The sequence below is a fragment of the Streptomyces sp. NPDC006463 genome (genome assembly GCF_042870715.1).
In the GTDB taxonomy this organism is placed as follows: domain Bacteria; phylum Actinomycetota; class Actinomycetes; order Streptomycetales; family Streptomycetaceae; genus Streptomyces.
This window is the reverse complement of the sequence record NZ_JBIAHP010000012.1, coordinates 99670-120324: the sequence shown is the minus strand read 5'-3', so window position 1 is coordinate 120324 and position 20655 is coordinate 99670. Positions and strand designations below refer to the sequence as shown.

Annotated in this window: 19 protein-coding genes and 1 pseudogene; 11 read left to right on the top strand and 9 right to left on the bottom strand. The window is 70.9% G+C overall.

All coding sequences use genetic code 11. The features are described from left to right. Positions 1 to 37: 37 nt before the first annotated feature. The 6 genes from ACFYOB_RS22825 to ACFYOB_RS22800 form a co-directional block, all read right to left on the bottom strand. A complete protein-coding gene (locus ACFYOB_RS22825; RefSeq protein WP_388562187.1) occupies positions 38 to 1147 on the bottom strand; it encodes a serine hydrolase domain-containing protein in 1110 nt (369 codons plus the stop codon). A gap of 135 nt (positions 1148 to 1282) precedes the next feature. Next, positions 1283 to 2050, bottom strand: coding sequence for a succinate dehydrogenase iron-sulfur subunit (locus ACFYOB_RS22820; RefSeq protein ID WP_328927266.1), 768 nt, complete (start codon positions 2048 to 2050; stop codon positions 1283 to 1285). Continuing rightward, positions 2050 to 3804, bottom strand: a complete 1755-nt coding sequence (gene sdhA, locus ACFYOB_RS22815; RefSeq protein ID WP_388562184.1) for a succinate dehydrogenase flavoprotein subunit — start codon at positions 3802 to 3804, stop codon at positions 2050 to 2052. The genes ACFYOB_RS22820 and sdhA overlap by 1 nt, the downstream gene beginning before the upstream one ends. 23 nt (positions 3805 to 3827) lie before the next feature. Further along, positions 3828 to 4310, bottom strand: coding sequence for a succinate dehydrogenase hydrophobic membrane anchor subunit (locus tag ACFYOB_RS22810; protein ID WP_388562182.1), 483 nt, complete (start codon positions 4308 to 4310; stop codon positions 3828 to 3830). A gap of 5 nt (positions 4311 to 4315) precedes the next feature. Further along, positions 4316 to 4696, bottom strand: coding sequence for a succinate dehydrogenase, cytochrome b556 subunit (gene sdhC / locus ACFYOB_RS22805; protein ID WP_078892868.1), 381 nt, complete (start codon positions 4694 to 4696; stop codon positions 4316 to 4318). Positions 4697 to 4848: 152 nt separating this feature from the next. After that, positions 4849 to 5508, bottom strand: a complete 660-nt coding sequence (locus tag ACFYOB_RS22800) for a 2-oxo-4-hydroxy-4-carboxy-5-ureidoimidazoline decarboxylase (RefSeq protein ID WP_388562180.1) — start codon at positions 5506 to 5508, stop codon at positions 4849 to 4851. A gap of 345 nt (positions 5509 to 5853) precedes the next feature. Here ACFYOB_RS22800 and ACFYOB_RS22795 point away from each other — a divergent pair, with 345 nt between their 5' ends. Both ACFYOB_RS22795 and ACFYOB_RS22790 read left to right on the top strand, forming a co-directional pair. After that, complete coding sequence (locus ACFYOB_RS22795) at positions 5854 to 6606, top strand: RNA polymerase sigma factor (RefSeq protein WP_388562459.1); 753 nt, start codon at positions 5854 to 5856, stop codon at positions 6604 to 6606. After that, positions 6606 to 7637, top strand: a complete 1032-nt coding sequence (locus ACFYOB_RS22790) for a hypothetical protein (RefSeq protein ID WP_388562178.1) — start codon at positions 6606 to 6608, stop codon at positions 7635 to 7637. The genes ACFYOB_RS22795 and ACFYOB_RS22790 overlap by 1 nt, the downstream gene beginning before the upstream one ends. A 208-nt stretch (positions 7638 to 7845) precedes the next feature. Here ACFYOB_RS22790 and ACFYOB_RS22785 read toward each other — a convergent pair whose 3' ends face one another. Beyond that, complete coding sequence (locus ACFYOB_RS22785; RefSeq protein WP_388562176.1) at positions 7846 to 8466, bottom strand: peptidoglycan-binding protein; 621 nt, start codon at positions 8464 to 8466, stop codon at positions 7846 to 7848. Between ACFYOB_RS22785 and ACFYOB_RS22780 the strand changes: the two genes are divergently transcribed. From ACFYOB_RS22780 to leuE, 3 genes are all read left to right on the top strand, one after another. Continuing rightward, positions 8465 to 8770 carry a hypothetical protein gene (locus tag ACFYOB_RS22780; RefSeq protein ID WP_388562174.1) on the top strand — a complete coding sequence of 102 codons (306 nt, stop codon included), beginning with the start codon at positions 8465 to 8467 and terminating at the stop codon, positions 8768 to 8770. The two genes, ACFYOB_RS22785 and ACFYOB_RS22780, sit on opposite strands and share 2 nt — an antisense overlap. A gap of 143 nt (positions 8771 to 8913) precedes the next feature. Then, positions 8914 to 10494: a methylmalonyl-CoA mutase gene (locus tag ACFYOB_RS22775; protein WP_388562172.1), complete on the top strand. Its 1581-nt coding sequence runs from the start codon at positions 8914 to 8916 to the stop codon at positions 10492 to 10494. Positions 10495 to 10538: 44 nt separating this feature from the next. After that, positions 10539 to 11189 (top strand): leucine efflux protein LeuE, encoded by a 651-nt coding sequence (gene leuE, locus ACFYOB_RS22770; protein ID WP_388562170.1) that lies wholly within the window; start codon positions 10539 to 10541, stop codon positions 11187 to 11189. 20 nt (positions 11190 to 11209) lie between these two features. On the opposite strand, the gene ACFYOB_RS22765 is transcribed toward leuE, so the two are convergent. Together ACFYOB_RS22765 and ACFYOB_RS22760 are read right to left on the bottom strand one after the other, a co-directional pair. After that, the gene (locus ACFYOB_RS22765) at positions 11210 to 12544 is read right to left on the bottom strand and encodes a polysialyltransferase family glycosyltransferase (RefSeq protein WP_388562168.1); all 1335 of its coding nucleotides are present in this window, start codon (positions 12542 to 12544) and stop codon (positions 11210 to 11212) included. Beyond that, the gene (locus ACFYOB_RS22760; protein WP_388562166.1) at positions 12544 to 13524 is read right to left on the bottom strand and encodes a glycosyltransferase family 2 protein; all 981 of its coding nucleotides are present in this window, start codon (positions 13522 to 13524) and stop codon (positions 12544 to 12546) included. The genes ACFYOB_RS22765 and ACFYOB_RS22760 overlap by 1 nt, the downstream gene beginning before the upstream one ends. 176 nt (positions 13525 to 13700) lie before the next feature. Here ACFYOB_RS22760 and ACFYOB_RS22755 point away from each other — a divergent pair, with 176 nt between their 5' ends. The 6 genes and pseudogenes from ACFYOB_RS22755 to ACFYOB_RS22730 all read left to right on the top strand — a co-directional run bounded on the left by ACFYOB_RS22755 (position 13701) and on the right by ACFYOB_RS22730 (position 20588). After that, positions 13701 to 15002, top strand: a complete 1302-nt coding sequence (locus tag ACFYOB_RS22755) for a DUF6716 putative glycosyltransferase (RefSeq protein ID WP_388562164.1) — start codon at positions 13701 to 13703, stop codon at positions 15000 to 15002. Beyond that, positions 14999 to 15376, top strand: a pseudogene (locus tag ACFYOB_RS22750) (cytidylyltransferase domain-containing protein); the annotation flags it as partial. The gene ACFYOB_RS22755 and the pseudogene ACFYOB_RS22750, both read left to right, overlap by 4 nt. A 408-nt stretch (positions 15377 to 15784) precedes the next feature. After that, positions 15785 to 16693, top strand: a complete 909-nt coding sequence (locus tag ACFYOB_RS22745; RefSeq protein WP_388562457.1) for an N-acetylneuraminate synthase family protein — start codon at positions 15785 to 15787, stop codon at positions 16691 to 16693. A 54-nt stretch (positions 16694 to 16747) separates the two neighbouring features. After that, positions 16748 to 17929 (top strand): hypothetical protein, encoded by a 1182-nt coding sequence (locus tag ACFYOB_RS22740; protein ID WP_388562162.1) that lies wholly within the window; start codon positions 16748 to 16750, stop codon positions 17927 to 17929. 137 nt (positions 17930 to 18066) lie between these two features. Continuing rightward, entirely contained in the window at positions 18067 to 19311 is a 1245-nt protein-coding gene (locus tag ACFYOB_RS22735; RefSeq protein WP_388562455.1) for an amidohydrolase, read from the top strand. Positions 19312 to 19529: 218 nt separating this feature from the next. After that, positions 19530 to 20588: a BMP family protein gene (locus ACFYOB_RS22730; protein WP_388562160.1), complete on the top strand. Its 1059-nt coding sequence runs from the start codon at positions 19530 to 19532 to the stop codon at positions 20586 to 20588. Positions 20589 to 20655: the final 67 nt, after the last annotated feature.

Genomic DNA, 20655 nt, shown 5'->3' with positions numbered 1-20655 from the left:
ACCGATCCTTCCACAGCGACCCTCCGGGCTGTACCCGTCAGAGCGCCGCAGTGATGAGGCGGCCGAGGTGAACGCGCATCTGCGTACGGTCCTTGGTGACGGGGACGAGCGAGTAGACGACGGTGCGGGCGCCCCGGTCGGTCGCGAACACCCCACTGGTGGAAGGGCCCATGGAGCCGGTCTTGCCCCAGACGACGGCGCCGTCGGCCTCGGCACGCATCATGCCGCTCATGCTGTACCGGTCCACGTTGCCCTCCGAGAGCGCCGGCATGGTGAACAACTGCCGCTGCTGGGAGGGCTTCAGCAGCCGGCCGCGCAGCAGCGCCGCCATGAACCGTTCCAGGTCCGGCGCGTTGGAAATCATGCCGCCCTCGGCCCAGGCCCACGGGTCGATGTCGCCCGCTTCGGCCAGCGCCGGGCCGGGGAGGGAACCGTCGCCCGCCTTCGGCGAGTACGTGTGGCGCAGGCCGAGCGGGCGGGCGATCCGGCGCTGTACCTCGTCGGCGTAGGGCCGGCCGGTGGCCTTCTCGATCACCATGCCGAGGAGGAAGTAGTTGGCGCCGTTGTACTGCTGCGTGAGGACCGGGTACTGGGGCGCGGCGCAGCCCGGGGCGGTCCAGTGGGCGATCACCTGCTCCGGGGCAGGGTGCTCGTCCTTCCCGAACTCGACGCAGGGCATCTGCAGACCGCTGGTGTGACTCAGCAGCTGGCCCACGGTGATCGGCTGCCAGTGTGCGGGCAGGGTCCCCGGGAGGACCTCCTGGACCGGGGTGTCCATGGTGAAGCGGCCCTCGCCGATCAGCTGAAGCGCCACGGTGGAGGTGAACAGCTTGGTGATGCTGCCGATGCGGAAGTTGGCCTCCGGGTCCTGTGAGAGCGGTCCGGTGGCCCCCGTCCACCGGACACCGCCGTGCCCGCCCACCCGGACCATGGTCCCGTTCGCGACCGCGCCCGGGGCCATCAGCGCGGCCAGGGCGGCGGTGTCGACCGGCTGGTGTCCACGTGCGGTGCCCGTCGCCGGGGCCGGGGTCCGCTCGTCCGCCGAGGCCGGCAGGGACCCGGCCGCCAGCGATACGACGGCCGCGCCGGCGGCGATCAGCGTGGTCCAACGGGCCCTGCGGGTGGCGGAGTTCACGGAGTTCGTCATGGCCGCAAGCCTGCCGTGAGGAAGATCCGCCGACCATGGGGGACCGCCCCCACCCGACCCTGACGCGCCCCCGAGTACGCACGAGGCCCGCACCCCGGGGAGGGGTGCGGGCCTCGGCGCGTCAAGGAGGGGGAATCAGAAGCGACGCGTGATCAGCGCGCGCTTCACTTCCTGGATCGCCTTCGTGACCTCGATGCCACGCGGGCACGCGTCGGTGCAGTTGAAGGTCGTGCGGCAGCGCCACACGCCGTCCTTGTCGTTGAGGATCTCCAGCCGCTGCTCGCCGGCCTCGTCACGCGAGTCGAAGATGAAGCGGTGCGCGTTGACGATCGCCGCCGGGCCGAAGTACTGGCCGTCGTTCCAGAACACCGGGCACGAGGACGTGCACGCGGCGCACAGGATGCACTTGGTGGTGTCGTCGAAGCGCTCGCGGTCCTCGGCGGACTGCAGACGCTCACGCGTCGGCTCGTTGCCCTTGGTGACCAGGAACGGCATGACGTCGCGGTACGCCTGGAAGAAGGGCTCCATGTCGACGACAAGGTCCTTCATCACGGTGAGGCCCTTTATGGCCTCGACCGTGATCGGCTTCTCCGGGTTGATGTCCTTGATCAGCGTCTTGCAGGCGAGCCTGTTCTTGCCGTTGATCCGCATCGCGTCGGAGCCGCAGATGCCGTGCGCGCACGAGCGGCGGAAGGTCAGCGTGCCGTCGAGGTCCCACTTGATCTTGTGGAGACCGTCGAGCACGCGCTCCTTCGGGTCGATCTCGATCTGGAAGTCCTGCCACTGCGCCTCGTCCGAGATCTCGGGGTTGTAGCGGCGGATCCGGAACGTGACCGTGATGAAGGGCGAAGCCGCGGCCGCGGCCTCCATCTGGTCCGTCTTGCTCAGGGTCGGGGTGCCCATCAGTACTTACGCTCCATCGGCTGGTAGCGGGTGACGACGACGGGCTTGTAGTCCAGCCGGACGGAGTCCTTGCCGTCGTCGCCGACCTCGCGGTACGCCATGGTGTGGCGCATGAAGTTGACGTCGTCGCGGTTCGGGTAGTCCTCGCGGTAGTGACCGCCGCGGGACTCCTTGCGCGCCAGCGCGGACACGGCCATGACCTCGGCCAGGTCGAGCAGGTTGCCCAGCTCGATGGCCTCCAGCAGGTCCGTGTTGAAGCGCTTGCCCTTGTCCTGGACGGACACGTTCTTGTAGCGCTCGCGCAGTTCCGCGATCTTCTCGACCGCGGTCTTGATGGTCTGCTCCGTACGGAACACCATCACGCACGCGTCCATCGTCTCCTGGAGCTCCAGGCGCAGGTCGGCGACCCGCTCCTTGCCCGTGGAGTTGCGCAGACGCTCGACGAGGTCGGCGACGTCCTGCGCCGGGTTCTCCGGCAGCTCGACGTAGTCGTTCTCGTGCGCGTACTTGGCCGCGGCGATGCCCGAACGCTTGCCGAAGACGTTGATGTCCAGCAGCGAGTTGGTGCCCAGGCGGTTCGCGCCGTGCACCGACACGCACGCGACCTCGCCGGCCGCGTACAGGCCCGGGACGACGGTGGTGTTGTCCGCCAGGACCTCACCCTCGACGTTGGTCGGGATGCCGCCCATGGCGTAGTGCGCGGTGGGCTGGATCGGGATCGGGTCCGTGTACGGCTCGATGCCCAGGTACGTACGCGCGAACTCGGTGATGTCCGGGAGCTTCGCGTCGAGCTGCTCCGGCGGCAGGTGCGTCAGGTCCAGGTACACGTGGTCACCGGCGGGACCGCAGCCGCGGCCCTCACGGATCTCGGTGTAGATGGAGCGCGAGACGACGTCACGGGACGCGAGGTCCTTCATGACCGGCGCGTACTTCTCCATGAAGCGCTCGCCGTCCTTGTTGCGGAGGATGCCGCCCTCACCGCGGGCGCCCTCCGTCAGCAGGATGCCCATGCGCCAGATGCCCGTCGGGTGGAACTGGAAGAACTCCATGTCCTCCAGCGGCAGGCCGCGGCGGTAGCAGGCCGCCTGGCCGTCACCCGTGAGGGTGTGCGCGTTGGAGGTCACCTTGAAGAACTTGCCGGTGCCGCCGGAGGCGTAGATGACGGCCTTGGCCTGGAACACGTGGATCTCGCCGGTGGCGAGCTCGTACGCGACCACACCGGCCGACTTCTTGACGCCGTCCTCCTCGACCAGGAGCTGGTCCAGGACGTAGAACTCGTTGAAGAACTCCACGCCCTCCTTGACGCAGTTCTGGTACAGCGTCTGGAGGATCATGTGGCCCGTGCGGTCCGCGGCGTAGCAGGACCGGCGGACCGGGGCCTCGCCGTGGTTGCGCGAGTGGCCGCCGAAGCGGCGCTGGTCGATGGTGCCGTCCGGGGTGCGGTTGAACGGCAGGCCCATCTTCTCCAGGTCGAGGACGGCGTCGATGGCCTCCTTCGCCAGGATCTCGGCGGCGTCCTGGTCGACCAGGTAGTCACCGCCCTTGACCGTGTCGAAGGTGTGCCACTCCCAGTTGTCCTCTTCCACGTTGGCCAGCGCGGCGGCCATGCCGCCCTGCGCGGCGCCCGTGTGGGAGCGGGTCGGGTAGAGCTTCGTCAGCACGGCGGTGCGGCTGCGCTTCGTCGACTCGATGGCGGCGCGCATGCCCGCGCCACCCGCGCCGACGATGACGGTGTCGTACTTGTGGATCTTCATTGGTTTCGCCTCAGCCCCGTTGCCTAGCGGATGTTCGGGTCGAAGGTGAAGATCACCAGCGTGCCCAGAAGGATGGTGAACACCGTGGCGGTGTAGAGCAGGCCCTTCAGCCACAGCCGCGTGTTGGCGCGCTCCGCGTAGTCGTTGATGACGGTACGCAGACCGTTGGCGCCGTGCAGCATGGCCAGCCACAGCATCAGCAGGTCCCAGACCTGCCAGAACGGGGAAGCCCACCGGCCCGCCACGAAGGCGAAGCCGATCTTGGAGACGCCGCCGTCGAGCACCAGCTGGATCAGCAGGTGGCCGATGACGAGGACGACGAGCACGATGCCCGAGAGGCGCATGAAGAGCCACGCGACCATCTCGAAGTTGCCGCGGGTCGAGCGCGGGGTCTTGCCGGTGCGCTTGCGCGGGGCCTCGATGTAAGGCGCCGGGTTCTCGGCGTCGTAGAGGGATGCGCCCTCGACGTCGCTGATGGCCTTGGCGGAAGAAGTGTCAGAAGACATGCGTGTCACTTCCCGAACAGTTCAAGGTAGGCGTGGCCCAGGACGGGGTACAGGGCCCCGACCATCAGCACGATCCAGATGCCCACGACGGTCCAGAGCATCTGCTTCTGGTAGCGGGGGCCCTTGGACCAGAAGTCCACAGCGATGACACGGAGACCGTTGAGCGCGTGGAAGAGGATTGCGGCGACGAGGCCGTACTCCAGCAGCGCGACGATCGGAGTCTTGTAGGTAGCCACCACATCGTCGTACGCCTCGGGGGAGACGCGGACGAGTGCGGTGTCGAGGACGTGTACGAACAGGAAGAAGAAGATGAGGACGCCGGTGACTCGATGAGCCACCCAGGACCACATTCCTTCCCGGCCGCGGTACAACGTTCCAGCCGGCACGGAAAACCCTCCGGAAGCGGGGCGGGGGCCAGCCGGCTTCTTTGTCGGTCGGGCCCGGCCGGGTACGGTCCACCGGCCCCGGACATCGTAGCGACGCTTTGTCGGTTCCTTCGCGCGGGGGCCATCGGTGTGATCAAACAGGCTCGGACGGGCTATCCCACAGGGGCGAATAGCCCCGTTTCCGCCCCGGACAGACCATCCGCCGACGTCAGCCAATGTGTCAGGTCGCACAATCGGGCCTGCGCCACGCGGCGCAGCTCGTCGGCGGAGATCGAGCGTTCCTCGTCCTCCTCGTGCCCCATCCGGCGGCGGATCGCGGCCAGCAGATGGGCCGCCTGCTCCTCCGGCGGGTGCCCGTCGAGGCAGATCACGAAGGCGTGGCCGAACTTCCGTTCGTACTCGGCGTGGGCCGCGCCGAGGGCCAGCAGCGCCGCGTACGAGGCCCCGTGGCCCAGCTCCTCCGAGCACTCGGCGGCCAGCGCTTCCGTCAGGTCGGCCTGCGAGAGGTCGTACGAGGCTTCGTCCGCGGCGGCGATCAGGGTGCTGAGATCGGGGTAGGGGCGGTGCGCGCAGACCCGGTGCGCCCAGCGGCGGCTTCCGCAGCACTGCATCAGGACCACCTGGGCGGCCTCGGGGGACAGGGCGTTGAACCGGGCCAGTCCGGAGCCGTGGGGAAGACCGGGGCTTCCTCCGGTCTTCTCTCCCGGACTCTGTCCGGAAGGGGCCCCCGGAGGGTTGCGCCCATGGGACTGTGCCGGAAGGTGGCTGGACAGCGGGGGGCTCCTCGGGGCGTCGCGCGGGTGTACGGCCACGCTATAGATGGAGGGCAGGGTGTGTCGTACCCATTCGGGGATTTCACCCGGAAGTGAGCCGAAAGGATGACGTGGGTACCGTGGACCTCGACGGGGCAGCGCCCGGGAACGGGATAAGGAGGGCGGCCGAGGCCGCCACCCCCCACAGGAGAGGCCCCAGCCGCCATCCGTCACGGGCTCGTGCGACAAGCCCGTATCCCTGTCAGCGTCCTGAGTGCGTTTTGTGTCACACCTCGCTGTGCGCAGGATTGGTTGCTCGTTGTACAACTCGTGGACGAAGGTGCGGGAAAGCCGTAACGTGCTGATTTGCGCCAGACGTACAGGACAGTGAACGGGTTGGGGACTTTGCTGGGGGACGACGCGGAGCTGACCGCCGCGGTGCTCGCGGCACAGGACGGCGACGAGAACGCGTTCCGTGCTGTGTACCGCGCTGTGCACCCACGCCTGCTCGGATACGTACGCACGCTCGTCGGGGACGGCGACGCGGAAGACGTGACCTCCGAGGCCTGGCTGCAGATCGCCCGCGACCTCGACTCCTTCGCCGGTGACGCCGACCGCTTCCGGGGCTGGGCCGCTCGCATCGCCCGCAACCGGGCCCTCGACCACATCCGCATGCGCGGCCGACGCCCCGCCATCGGCGGCGACGACACCGAACTCACCGGCTGGGCCGCCGACAGCGACACCGCGGTCGCGGCGATGGAGTCCCTGTCCACCGGCACGACGATGGCGCTCATCGCGCAGCTCCCGCAGGACCAGGCCGAGGCCGTCGTCCTGCGGGTCGTGGTCGGCCTGGACGCGAAGAGCGCGGCCGAGACGCTCGGCAAGCGGCCCGGCGCCGTGCGCACCGCGGCTCACCGCGGCCTGAAGAAGCTCGCGGAGCTGCTCGGAGCCCAGGACGCGGAGGGCGGGTTCACGCCGGACTCGGTACCGGACTCGGTTCGGGGGCCGCGCGTCGGCCATAATGCCGGTGGCCAGGCACGGGGCGGCGGGGGCGGGAGGGATCTCGACGCCGTACCCGCGCAGCGCGGCCACGGCGGGGGCCTCGTAGAAAAAACCGGTGTGACGCATTCACGTTGGCGGACGCAGAAGGACATGTGATGGCCGACGAGCGCGACAGGTGGCTGGACAGGGCCGCCGCGGACAAACTGCTGCGCGGTGAACCGGCGGAACCTGTGGGACCGGCCGCCGACCCGCAGGCCCGGCGCGAAGCCGCCCGGCTGCGCGCTGCCCTCGACGCCCTGGCCGGGCCGCCGCCGGCGACCGGGGAACTGCCCGGCGAGGCCGCGGCGGTGGCCGCCTTCCTCGCGGCGCGCGGCGGCACCGCAGCCACGCCCGCAAGCCCCGAACGCTCTGAACGCCGCGAGTCCGCGGCCTTCTCCGGCGAACCCCTCGTCGACATCGGCCGCGCCTCCGCCGCCTTCCGCGTTCCCGCGCCCCGGCGCGCCCGGACGGTGCGGTTCGGTCTGGCGGCGGCCCTCGCGAGCGTCGCGGTCGGCGGACTGGCCGCCGCGGCGGGCGCCGGGCTGCTGGACCAGTCGCGGCACGACAGCGCCGGGCCCGGCCCCGCGATGTCGGTGAGCGCCGACGGGGTGCCCACCCCGGGCGACGGCAGCGGGGCCTCGACGCTCAGCCCACAGCTGCGCCCCACCCCGCTGCGGGACGGCGCGAGTCCGTCGGCCTCCGCGGGCACGACCCAGCCGCCGGGCACGTCCGCGGGCGGTACGGCATCCGCCGGCGGGCTCTCGTCCGGTACGCCCGCCACCGGCGGCCCGGGCAAGGACGGCAAGGACGGCAAGTCCCGGACGGACGGAACCCCGGACCTCTTCGGCAACGAGAGCAAGGACCGCGACCAGGACCGGGAGAACATGCGTCGGGCGGTGGACCTCTGCAAGGACTACCGGTCCGGCCGGCTCAACGACGACCGGCGCGAGCGGCTCTCGCACCTGGCCCGCGGCCTCGCCCGTATTCCGTCCTACTGCGGGGCGCTGCTGGACGGCGTCGTCGACGACGGCAAGCGCATGGACTCCCCGGGCGTGTCCGCGGGTGGTACGGGTGCCGGGGCGGTCAGGACTCCGACCCTGACACCGCCGCTCCCGGGGGCCTCGGCGGCCCTGCCCGACCGGCTCTGACCGGCTCGGACGAACTGCGTCGAGCGGCCTGTAACACTTTTCGAATCGGCGGCGCAGTACATAACGAGCCGACTGGTCATCGGCCGCGCATGAGCCGGGGTTCCCCCCGTACCCCTGGGCTCTGCGCAACCGGCGCGGGCGGGGCACGTTCCCCCGGCCCTGCCCGCGCCACTAACTTCCGACCACCGGCCTTCGGCCGCCGCCCGGCTCACCAGTAGACGACGACCTTGTCGCCGACCTGCACCTGGTCGAAGAGGGCCGACAGCTTCTTCTTGTCCCGGACGTTCACACAGCCGTGCGAGGCGCCGGCGTAGCCGCGGGCCGCGAAGTCGGCCGAGTAGTGCACCGCCTGGCCGCCGCTGAAGAACATCGCGTACGGCATCGGCGTGTGGTAGATCGTCGACGTCCAGTCCTTGGCCTTCCAGCCCACGTTGAACACGCCCTCGCGGGTCGGGGTGTTCTCCGAGCCGAAGCGCACGTCCATCGTGGAGACGACCTTGCCGTCGATCATCCAGGCGAGGGTGCGGCTCTCCTTGCTGATGCACATGACCCGGCCCTCCATGCAGCGCGGGTCGGGCGCGTCCGCCTCGTTTTCCGTCGGCGGGCGCAGCTCGTCGGCGGTGGGCTTCTTCGAGGAGCTCTGGATCTTCTTCCAGGTGGCCTCGTCGACCGAACCGGTCGCGTTCAGAGAGTTCTTCGACTGGAAGGACTTGACCGCCGCGGTGGTCTTCGTGCCGTAGAAGCCGGTCGGTGCGACCGACATGAACTTGAGCTGCTTCAGGCGTGCCTGGAGCTCGCGCACCTGCTCGGTGTCGTCTCCGTTGGCCATGATCTGCTTCACCGTCGGCGAAGGCGAGGCGGACGCCGACGCGGACGCCGACGCGGACGCCGAGGCGGACGGCGAGGCCGAGGGCGACGCGTCGCCCGGCTTGCCGTCGGTGCTCGGAGAGGCTTCGGGGGTGGCGCCCGCCGTGGGCGAAGAGGAGGCCGAGGAAGCGGAGCCGGCGGACTCCGACTTCTGCGGCCCGCAGGCGGTCGCGGCGAGCGCGACGGCGGTTGCCACCCCGATCGTGCGGATTATGAGTCTCTGGCGCTGCATTGCAGTCCCCCCGGTTTCTACGTCGTGTATGTAGGTGATGCCTCGCGTGCGTGGAGAGTTGCGCTCGGACCCGGGATGTTGCGCCATTGTGACCAGGGGTCGTCCGCAGCCTTACGCGAAGGAGCGGGACGGTTGTACCAGTCCCGGGGCCGGTCGCTCTATGGAGGTTTTCGTCACATGGCACGCACCGAGAGCGGCATCCCGATCGAACCCGTCTACGGCCCCGGCGACCTGACGGGGTGGGACCCGGAGACCGAACTGGGCGTTCCGGGCGATTTCCCCTACACCAGGGGGATTTATCCGACGATGTACACCGGCCGGCCGTGGACGATGCGGCAGTACGCCGGCTTCGGTACGGCGGCCGAGTCCAACGCGCGCTACCGGCAGCTCATCGCGGGCGGCGGGACCGGCCTGTCCGTCGCCTTCGACCTGCCGACCCAGATGGGCCACGACTCCGACGCCCCCCTCGCGCACGGCGAGGTCGGCAAGGTCGGGGTCGCGATCGACTCGATCGACGACATGCGGACCCTGTTCGACGGGATCCCCCTCGACCGGGTCTCCACCTCCATGACCATCAACGCGCCCGCCGCGCTGCTCCTGCTGCTCTACCAGCTGGTCGCCGAGGAGCAGGGGATCGAGGGTGCGCAGCTGACCGGTACGGTGCAAAATGACGTCCTAAAGGAGTACATCGCCCGCGGGACCTACATCTTCCCGCCCGAGCCCTCGCTCCGGCTCACGGCCGACACCTTCCGCTACTGCCGGGCCGAGATCCCGAAGTGGAACACCATCTCCATCTCCGGTTACCACATGGCCGAAGCGGGGGCCTCGCCCGCGCAGGAGGTGGCCTTCACCCTCGCCGACGGCATCGCGTACGTCCGTACGGCCCTGGCCGCCGGGATGGCGGTCGACGAGTTCGCGCCCAGGCTCTCCTTCTTCTTCGTCGCCCGCACCACCCTGCTGGAAGAGGTCGCGAAGTTCCGCGCCGCCCGGCGGATCTGGGCCCGCGTCATGCGCGAGGAGTTCGGGGCCCGGGACCCGAAGTCGCTGATGCTGCGTTTCCACACCCAGACGGCCGGGGTCCAGCTGACGGCGCAGCAGCCCGAACTGAATCTCGTACGGGTGGCCGTGCAGGCACTGGCCGCCGTACTGGGCGGCACGCAGTCGCTGCACACCAACTCCTTCGACGAGGCCATCGCGCTGCCCACGGAGAAGTCCGCCCGCCTCGCGCTGCGCACCCAGCAGGTCCTCGCGTACGAGACGGACGTGCCGCAGACGGCGGACCCCTTCGCCGGCTCGTACGCGGTGGAGCGGATGACGGACGACCTGGAGGCGGCCGCACTGCACCTGATGCAGCGGGTCGAGGCGCAGGGCGGTGCGGTGGCCGCTATCGAGGCCGGCTTCCAGAAGGGCGAGATCGAGCGGAACGCCTACCGCATCGCGCAGGAGACCGAGAGCGGGGAGCGGGTGGTGGTCGGGGTGAACCGTTTCGCGCTGGAGCTGGAGGAGCCGTACGAGCCGCTGCGCGTGGACCCCGAGATCGAGGCGCGGCAGTGCGCGGCGCTGGCCCGGCTGCGGGCGGAGCGGGACGGGGCGGCGGTGACGGCAGCGCTCGCGGCGGTTCGGGAGGCGGCCGCGGGGACGGAGAACGTGCTGTACCCGATGAAGGAGGCGCTGCGGGCCCGGGCCACGGTGGGGGAGGTGTGCGGGGCGCTGCGGGAGGTGTGGGGTGCGTACGAACCGGCGGATTCCAACTGGTGAAATCGATGGCGTGACAGGTGTAACCCTGTGGGACACTCCTGCCCATGCTGGGTGTGACAGATCTTCCGACTTATCTCGCCGGCCTGGTACTGATCATTCTGCTGCCGGGGCCGAACTCGCTCTACGTGCTGTCCGTCGCCGCTCGCCGCGGGGTGCGTACCGGGTACAAGGCCGCCGCCGGGGTGTTCACCGGCGACGCCGTGCTGATGCTGCTGACCGCCGTGGGCGCCGGGGCGCTGCTCAAGGCGAGCCCGCTGGTCTTCACGGTGGTCAAGATCCTCGGTGCCGGGTACCTGGCGTGGCTGGCCGTGGGCATGATGCGGGGCGCCTGGGCGCTGTGGCGCACGCGCCAGGCGCGGGCCGAGGAGGAGGCCGACGCCCCCGCCGACCCGGGTGAGACCGAGCGGCCCTACCGGCGGGCGCTGCTGATCAGCCTCTTCAACCCGAAGGCCATCCTCTTCCTGATGTCCTTCTTCGTGCAGTTCGTGGACCCGTCCTACGCCTACCCGGCCCTGTCGTTCCTGGTCCTGGGCGGACTGCTGCAGACGGGCAGCTTCCTGTACCTGACGCTGCTGATATTCGGCGGCACCCGCCTCTCGGCGGCCTTCCGCCGCCGCAAGAGGCTGTCGGCCGGGGCCACCTCGGCCGCGGGCGTGCTCTTCCTGGGCTTCGCCGCCAAACTCGCCGTCAGCTGAGGCCCGTCAGCGCAGGCCCCTCAGCTGAGGACGCGCCGCAGCCTCCGCGCCACGCGCCGCACCGCCCGGCTCCGCGGCAGGAACGACAGCTGGGCGGGGATGCCGCCCGGCAGGCCGAGCGCGGTCAGCCGGCGGCGGGTGAAGTAGCGCCAGGTGCGCGTGGTCAGATGCCGGGCCAGGTAGGCCTCGGCCACCGGGCGGCGCGCCGCGAGGATCTGCGGCTGCATGGTGAACCCGACCGCGGTCAGCAGCCCGGCCGACTCCGCCCGGACCCGCTCGGGCGTCGGGGGAGTCCAGGAGCGCACCGCCTGCGCGTCCCCGAGATCGGGGAGCAGCGCGTCCACCAGGACCAGCGGGACGCGGTTGCTGTTCGGGTACGGGGTCAGGCGGGCCAGTACGGCGTCCGTACCCGTCCGGGCCACCGGCAGCCCGTACAGCGTGGCGGCGGTCAGCAGGCCGGTGGAGAAGCAGCCGGCCACCAGCGCCGGGCGCAGCCGTTGGTAGAGGACCTCGGCCAGCACCGGGGAGTCGATCACGGTGAGGCGGGCGCCGAGCCGCTCGGCCGCCTCCTCCGCGCGGCGCGAGTAGGCGGCCGGGGCGCTGGGGTGCGGCTTGAAGACCAGCTCGGTGTGGCCCAGGGCGTGCGCGCCGCGGACCATCGAGACGTGCAGCTCCTCCTCCTGGTCCGGGGTCATGAGGTCGAGCGCCGAGAGGTACTGGCCCAGCAGCAGCGCGGGTGACTCCCCGATCCCGTCCAGGTCCGCGTCGTGGGAGGGCAGTTCCGCCAGCACCTTCAGGAACGGCTCCGTAGGCACCAGCTCGACCCGTACCCCGAACTCCGTCAGCAGCAGCGGCTCCAGCCCGGGCACCAGGTCCAGGTGGAGCACGCGCCGCACCCGCATCCCGAGCTGCGGGTCGAGGCGGAAGCGCGTGGGCCCGTAACTCATCAGGCCGTCCGCGTAGACGTCGACCGCCGCGCCCGGGAAGAGCCGGCACAGGGTCTGGGCGGGCGGTACCTGGAGGGACTCCACGATCAGCTCGACGCGGTCCTCGCCCAGACCCCACAGGATGCGCAGCTGCCGTTCCCACAGCGGGACGTCCTCCGCGCGCGGGGCCCAGGTGCTCGGGTGCTGCGGCTCGATGACGCGGTTCCAGTCGAGCACCTCGTCGAAGCGGGTGCGCAGGGCGGCGAAGCCCGGCATGTCCGCGATGCCGGGGCTGACCTCGGCGGTGACGGAGTGGTTGCTGGTGAGCAGGATGCGGCGGTCGGCGGGCGGGAAGGAGCCCGCGTCGATGCCGGCCGCCAGGGTGGCGGCCCCGTACAGGGTGGAGGCCAGGAAGATCTGCGTGGGCATCAGGCGGCCGCTCCCGACGTGCTGCGACGGCGGCCGCGCACGCGGCGCAGCTTGGTGGAGCGTTCCGTGTCCATCGAGTCCAGGACGTGGTCGAGTACGTCCTGGGGCATGCGCCCGAGCGCCGCCGTGCTCATCGATCGGAGTTTTCTGGCCACGGCCGGTTCGTACCTCTCGACCGCACCGAAATGGTGCGCGATGATCGCGCAATATGTTCGGACGGCTTTCGGAAGGAGGAGATCGGATTCCCGGTCCGCAATGACGTCCGAGATCACTTGATCGAATGCGCGGATAAAATCGAGCTGCCGTTCGTCACCGATTTGCGTCAACGAGGTGGCGACCCCGCGACGGTAGAAGATTCCGGGCAGTCCGACCGCGGCGAAGGACCGGGCCTCCCGGTGCAGCCGCCAGATCCACGGCCGGTCCTCCGCCGTCCGCAGCCCGTCGGTGAAGTGCAGCACCCCGCGGTCCAGCAGCCGCCGGTGGTACATGCCGGCCCAGGCGTACGGGTAGTCCACCGAGGTGGCCCGGTCGGCGGGCAGGATCGCGGTGCGCGGATCGGCGACGACCGACTGCGGCCCGTACGGGACCCGCTGCACGCTGCGGGACCTGCCCGTGCACTTCACATGGTCGGTACGGACGAAATCGCAGTCCAGGGCCTCGATGGCGGCCAGGGTCCGGGCCAGGTGGCCGGGGGCCAGCCAGTCGTCCCCGTCCAGGAAGGCCACGTACTCGCCGCGGGCCGCGTCCAGGCCGGTGTTCCGGGCGGTGGCCAGTCCGCCGTTGTGCTCGTGTCTGAGGTGCACCGCCCCGGGCAGCTCGCGCGCGGCCCGCTCCAGCAGGCCGGGGGTCCCGTCCGTCGAGCAGTCGTCGACGAGCAGGAACTCGAAATCGTCCCGGGCATTGAGTTCGAGACTCTTCAGGGCATCCGGTGCATATGTCTGCACGTTGTAGAACGGCACGACAACAGAGAGCTTGGGCACCCGCGAGACATTAGGGCGCCGTCCGGCATTCACCATGGCCCGGATGCGGATTCCACATGAACGAAGCGGGGCGGACGCGTTAACCCGGGCGCTTTCGCATTCAGTCGACGCGTTGTTAACCCGCTGTTGTGCGTTCGTTGGGCCGATCACCAAAATTGCGGAATAGCTTCTGCCGCGTGCCAGAACGCAAACGCGTCGCCGTACTAGCCGATTCCGACACGCGATGGAAATGGGGCGCACTCACCGCCCGCCGTCTCGTGCCCGACCACCAACTCGCCGGATACCTGCTGCGCGGCCGAGCCACACCCACCGCGCGCCAGCTCGGCGAAGTGGGCGTCCAGGGTGACCGGCCGGCCGAGGTGACCTGCGCCGAATTCCTCGCCGAGATCGGGCGGGAGCAGTACGACGTGGTCGTCCTCGCCCTCGTCGGCGGGGCCGTCCAGGCGGTCCTGCACGGGGCCCGCGCCCTGTGGCCCGAACCGGCGGCCCGCCCCGTCCTCGTCACCGGCTACGTCGGCGTCGTGTACGAGAAGCTCGCCGACGGGCTGCTGCTGCGGCACGGCGCCGACCTCGTACTCGCCAACTCCCGGCACGACGCCGAGCGGTTCCGCGCCGTGTACGAAGGCGTCGGTGCGGACACCGGCGCCGTCACCGAGACCGCGCTGCCCTTCCTCGGCGGGGCGCCGTACGAGCCCGCCGGGAGCCGGACCCACACGGTGGTCTTCGCCGTCCAGCCCTCCGTACCCGAGAGCCGCGCCGACCGCGCTTACCTGCTGGAACGGGCCACCCGACACGCGCGGCAGCACCCGGAGCGCGAGGTGCTGATCAAACTGCGCAGCCGGCCCGGGGAGCACACCACGCACCTGGAGGAGCAGCCGTACCAGCGGCTCGCCGCCAAGCTCCCCGGCGGACTCGCGCCCAACTGCCGTCTGGTGTACGGGAACATGGGCGAGGTCCTGGACGGTACCGACCTGCTCGTCACCGTCTCCTCCACCGCCGCCCTGGAGTCCCTGAACCGGTCCATCCCGACGGCCGTCCTCACCGACCTCGGCATCCGCGAATCCCTCGGCAACCACCACTTCCTGGGCTCCGGCTGCCTGGCCTCCTGGGACCAGCTCGACGCCGGTCTGCTGCCGCAGGCCGACCCGGAGTGGCTGGCGGCGCAGGGCGTCACCGCAGGCGGCGACTCCTACGCCGTGGCCCGGGCGAGGGTCGCCGGGCTGCTGGCCGAAGCCGAGCTCCCGCCCGTCGCCCCGTACTACACGCTCACCACCGCCCCCGGGTACCTGCCCGGGATCCTCGCGCGGCAGCACCTCGCGCCCGACGGCACCGCACTGCCCGGCGCGGTGCGGCAGACGGCCGGGCAGTCCCGGCTGCGCCGCCGGCTCCGCGCCCACCTGCGCGAGGCCGCCCGCGGGGCGTACCGGCACGGCGTGCAGCGCGTGGCCCCCGTGATCCGCCGGATGGGGGAGCTGTGAGCCCCCGCGTCCTGGCCGTCATCCCCGCGCGCGGCGGCTCCAAGGGAGTACCCGGCAAGAACCTCGCCGAGGTCGCCGGCACCCCGCTGGTCGCCCGCGCCGTCCAGGCCTGCCTCGCCGCGCCGACCGTCACCGACGTGGTGGTGTCCACCGACTCCACCCAGATCGCCGCCGTCGCCCGCGCCGCGGGCGCCGACGTGATCGCCCGCCCCACCGCGATCTCCGGCGACACCGCGAGCAGCGAGGCAGCCCTGCTGCACTCCCTCACCACCTTCGAGGAACTGCACTCCCTCACCGTGGACGTGGTCCTCCTCGTCCAGTGCACCAGCCCCTTCCTGGCGGCCTCCGACGTCGAGTCCGTCGCCGCGGCCGTCGCCTCCGGCGCCGCCGACTCCGCCCTGACCGTGGCCCCCTTCCACGGCTTCCTCTGGCGGGAGGACCCCGACGGAGCCGGGACCGGCGTCAACCACGAGACGACGTACCGCCCCCGGCGCCAGGACCGACCCCAGGACCTGCTGGAGACCGGCGCCGCCTACGCCATGGACGCCCCCGGCTTCCGCACCGCCCGCCACCGCTTCTTCGGGCGGATCCTGCCCGTCGCCACCGACCCCGCACGGGTCCTGGAGATCGACGACCCGCACGACCTGGAGCGAGCCCGCCTCCTCGCCCCCCTGCTCGACGTACGACCCGACCCGCAGCCCACACCCCGTGGCCCGGGAACACCCCGTCACCCGGGAACACCCCGCACCCCCGCACCCCCGCACCGAAGGACGTCACCTGCCATGACCGCCTCCCCCAACACCCGCCTGCGCACCTTCGGATCGCGCACCGCGGGCCCCGGCCGGCCCGTCTACGTGGTCGGCGAGATCGGCATCAACCACAACGGCGACCTCGGCAACGCCTTCGCCCTGATCGACGCCGCCGCCGAAGCCGGCTGCGACGCGGTCAAGTTCCAGAAGCGCACCCCGGAGATCTGCACCCCGCGCGAGCAGTGGGACATCGAGCGCGACACCCCCTGGGGCCGGATGACCTACATCGACTACCGCCACAAGGTCGAGTTCGGCGAGAGCGAGTACCGCGCCATCGACGAGCACTGCGCCAAGCGCGGCATCGACTGGTTCGCCTCCCCGTGGGACACCGAGGCCGTCGCCTTCCTGGAGAAGTTCGACCTCCCCGCCCACAAGGTCGCCTCCGCCTCGCTCACCGACGACGAGCTGCTGCGTGCCCTGCGCGCCACCGGCCGCACCGTCGTCCTGTCCACCGGCATGTCCACCCCGAAGCAGATCCGCCACGCGGTGGAGGTGCTCGGCAGCGACAACATCCTTCTCTGCCACGCCACTTCGACGTACCCGGCCAAGGCCGAGGAGCTCAACCTGCGGGTGATCAACACCCTCCAGGAGGAGTACCCCAACGTCCCGATCGGCTACTCCGGCCACGAGACGGGTCTGCAGACCACCCTCGCCGCCGTCGCCCTCGGCGCCGCCTTCGTCGAGCGCCACATCACCCTCGACCGCGCGATGTGGGGCTCCGACCAGGCCGCCTCCGTCGAGCCCGGCGGCCTCACCCGCCTCGTCCGCGACATCCGCACCATCGAGACCGCCCTCGGCGACGGCGTCAAGCGGGTCTACGAGTCCGAGCTGGGCCCCATGAAGAAGCTCCGCCGCGTCCAGGGCGAGCTCGCCGCCGTCTGACCCGGCCCGCGGTCCGGCGCGTACGAGGTCCCGTCCCCTGCCGAGGAGTACGTGATGCCCACTTCAGCCACCACCCTGGCTTTCGTCGAGAGCCCGGTCCAGCTCCTGAACGTGCTGGAGTGGGCGTACGCGCACGGCCCCGCACCCCGCGGCCCCCTGCTGGACGGGGTCCCGCGCCAGTCGGCCGGGGGCTCGGACCGGCCGGGCGGGGGCTCGGACCGGCCGGCCGGGGCCGCCGCCGCACCCGCCCTGCGGATCGTCGTCCTGCCGCCCACCGACCCGATGTCCCGCGGCCAGCTGCGCCGGATGGCGGCGCTCGCCCGGGACGAAGGCCACGAGGTCCGCTGGCAGGAGGCCCGCGGGGGCCGGCTCGCACCGCTGAAGGCGCTCGCCGCGCTGTCCCACGACGTACGCGCGGCGCGCACGGTCGTCGTCGGCGACCCCTTCTCCCGTTACGTGCAGTTGCTGCTGACCCTCGTACGGGCCGAGGAGCTCGTCGTGGTCGACGACGGCACCGCCACCATGGAATTCATCGCCCAGACCGCCCGCGGCGAACGGCTCGTCCGCTGGCACCGGGTCGGCGGCGGAGGACTGCCCGGCCGGGTGCGCGAGCTCGCGTACGCGCCGGTCTCGGCGACCGCCCGGCGCCGCTTCAAACCGGGCAAGGCCACCGGCACAGGCACAGCCCGGCGCGTCGAGGTGTTCAGCTCGATGCCCGTGACGGCCCACGGCGCGATGACGCTCCGGGTCAACGACTTCGCCTGGACCCGCGCCCGCTTCGGCCCGCCGCGCCTGACCAGGGGCACCGACCTGGTCGGCACCTCGCTCGTGGAGACCGGAGTGGTCGACCCGGCGTGCTACCTCGACGCCGTGCGCGCCCTGACCCGGGAGCACGGCGCCACCCGCTACTTCGCGCACCGCCGGGAGTCCCCGGAGAAGCTGCGCGCGCTGAGCGAGGCGACCGGGCTGGAGATCGTCCGCCCGGACCTGCCGCTGGAGCTGATCGCGCGGCGCGGCCCGGTCGGCCGTACGATCGTCAGCTTTCCGTCCACGGTCGTCCACACCCTGCCGTACGCACTGACCGGTACGGGTGTCACGGTCGCCGTATGCGATATCGACCCCGCCTGGCTGACCGGGTCCGCGTCGCCGCGCGCCCGCGGGTTCCTCGCCGGGGTCACCGACACCGCCCGTGATGTGCGCAGACTGCCCGCTCAGGCGGCTCCGGCGGCCGGGTGAGCGCGCGAGTTTACCCCCGGGCGCATCCGGTCATGCGTCCAGAGGCCGGGTTTCTTTCCCCTAACGGCATGAACTTTTCGTGATCCCCGGCCAGTTGACCCACGGGTGCGCCTACCCTTCAACAGGTGACCCAGTTGATGTCCCGCGAGTCCCAGACCGACCAGCCCTCCGTGTCCGAGCGGCCTGAGCTGCCAGGCAAGCTTCCGGACCACCTGCGTGCCGAACTGATCGCCTTCCGCCGGGACTTGCACATGCACCCGGAGCTCGGACACCAGGAATTCCGCACCACGGCGGCGATCAAGGCCCGGCTCGAAAAAGCCGGCCTCCGACCACGCGTGCTGGCGTGCGGCACGGGCCTGGTCTGTGACATCGGGACCTGGGACCGGGGGCGGCCGATGCTGGCCATGCGCGCGGACATCGACGCCCTGCCCATTCCGGATGCCAAGACGCACGTCTCGTACCGCTCGATCTACCCCGACCGCGCCCACGCCTGCGGCCACGACGTGCACACCACCGTCGTCCTCGGCGCCGGACTGGTGCTCGCCGAGCTCGACCGCCAGGGTCTGCTGCCCCGCCCCGTGCGGCTGCTCTTCCAGCCCGCCGAGGAAGTGCTCCCGGGAGGCGCCACCGAGGCCATCGACGCAGGCGTCCTGGACGGCGTGGGCAAGATGATCGCCGTGCACTGCGATCCGCGGGTGGACGCCGGGCGGATCGGGCTGCGGCCCGGGCCCATCACATCGGCCTGCGACCGGCTGGAGATCAGCCTGTCCGGCTCCGGCGGGCACACCGCGCGCCCGCACCTGACCACCGACCTGGTGACGGCCGCGGCCCGGGTGGCCGTGGACGTCCCGGCCCTGCTGACCCGCCGGATGGACGCCCGCTCGGGCATGTCGGTGACCTGGGGCCGGATCGAGGCCGGGCACGCCTGCAACGTCATCCCCATGCACGCCGAGCTGTCCGGAACCGTACGGTGCCTGGACCTGAACGCCTGGCACGACGCCCCGGACATGATCCACTCGGCGATCGACGAGGTCGCGACCATGCACGGTGCCAAGTTCGACATCAACCACGTCCGCGGGGTGCCGCCGGTGGTCAACGACCCGGTGGTCACCGAACTGCTCCGCGAGGCGATGTCGGTCCGGCGCGGCGCCGGGTCGGTCGAGGACACCGAGCAGAGCCTGGGCGGCGAGGACTTCTCCTGGTACCTGGAGCACGTCCCTGGCGCCATGGCCCGCCTCGGAGTGCGCACGCCCGGTGACACCGCGAAGCACGATCTGCACCGGGGCGACTTCGACGTGGACGAGTCCGCGATCGCCGTCGGCGTGGAGTTCTTCACGGCCGCGGCGCTGCTCGACGGGCGCCGGGCGAGGCCGATCGGCTGAAGATCGGTACAACATTCGCGCGTCGCCCGTCGGAGGTGTCCAGCCCTTGGTACACAAGGGCTGGGTGCAGGACCAGTTACTGATCGGTCACTGTCCGGTTCGCGACGATCCGATAACGACTCATGAACGGGCCTTTAACTGACATCTACGCGCGTTACGATCGCCGCGAAACCAGCGCCGGTCGTGGCGCTTCGGTCAGGTTTTGAAGGAGCCTCCCCTTGCGCCGGATCACCAGGATCGCCACCGTGGGCATCGCGTCCGCGGCGCTGGCCCTCTCGGCCACCGCCTGTGGCGGAAAGAAGTCGTCGGACACCAGCTCTTCCCCGTCGGCGGGCGCCGCTGCCAGTGCCGCCATCGCGTACGACATCGGTGGCCGCGGCGACCAGTCGTTCAACGACGCCGCCTTCGCGGGTCTCGAGAAGGCCAAGAACGACCTCAAGATCAAGACCGCCGAGGCGGAGCCGACCGACGGCGAGGGTGAGGCCGACAAGGTCCAGCGCCTCACCGAGCTCGCCCGCAAGGGCAACAACCCGGTCATCGGCGTCGGCTTCTCGTACGCCCCGGCCATAAAGAAGGTCGCGCCGAAGTTCCCGAAGACCACGTTCGGCATCATCGACGACACCTCGGTCACCGGCGAGAACATCGCCAACCTGGTCTTCAACGAGGAGCAGGGCTCCTACCTGGCCGGCGTCGCCGCCGCCAAGGCGTCCAAGACCGGCACGGTCGGCTTCATCGGCGGTGTCGAGGTTCCGCTGATCAAGAAGTTCGAGGCGGGCTTCACCCAGGGCGTCAAGGACACCAACCCGAACGCCAAGGTGCTCAGCCAGTACCTGACCCAGCCGCCGAACTTCGACGGCTTCTCCAAGCCCGACCTCGGTAAGGCCGCCGCGCAGGGCCAGCTCGACGCCGGCGCCGACGTGATCTACGCCGCCGCCGGTCTCGCCGGCTCGGGTGCCATCGAGGCCACCGCCGGCAAGGGCAAGTGGGCCATCGGCGTCGACTCCGACCAGTACAACCAGGCCGGTCTGGCGAAGTACAAGGAGCACATCCTGACCTCGGTCACCAAGGACGTGTCGGACTCGGTCTTCAACGTGATCAAGTCGGTCCAGGACGGCAAGCCGCAGACCGGTGAGATCCGTTACGGCCTCGACAAGGACGGCGTCGGCCTGGCCGACTCCAACCCCGAGTACAAGAAGATGACTGACGTCACCGCCGCGGTGGAGAAGGCCAAGGCCGATATCATCGCCAAGAAGATCACCGTCAAGACCGCGCCGTAAGGCCGTTCCTGACATGTAGTCGTGGTCTCGGGGTCCGGGGAGCGGTGTTTGCCGCTCCCGGGCCCCG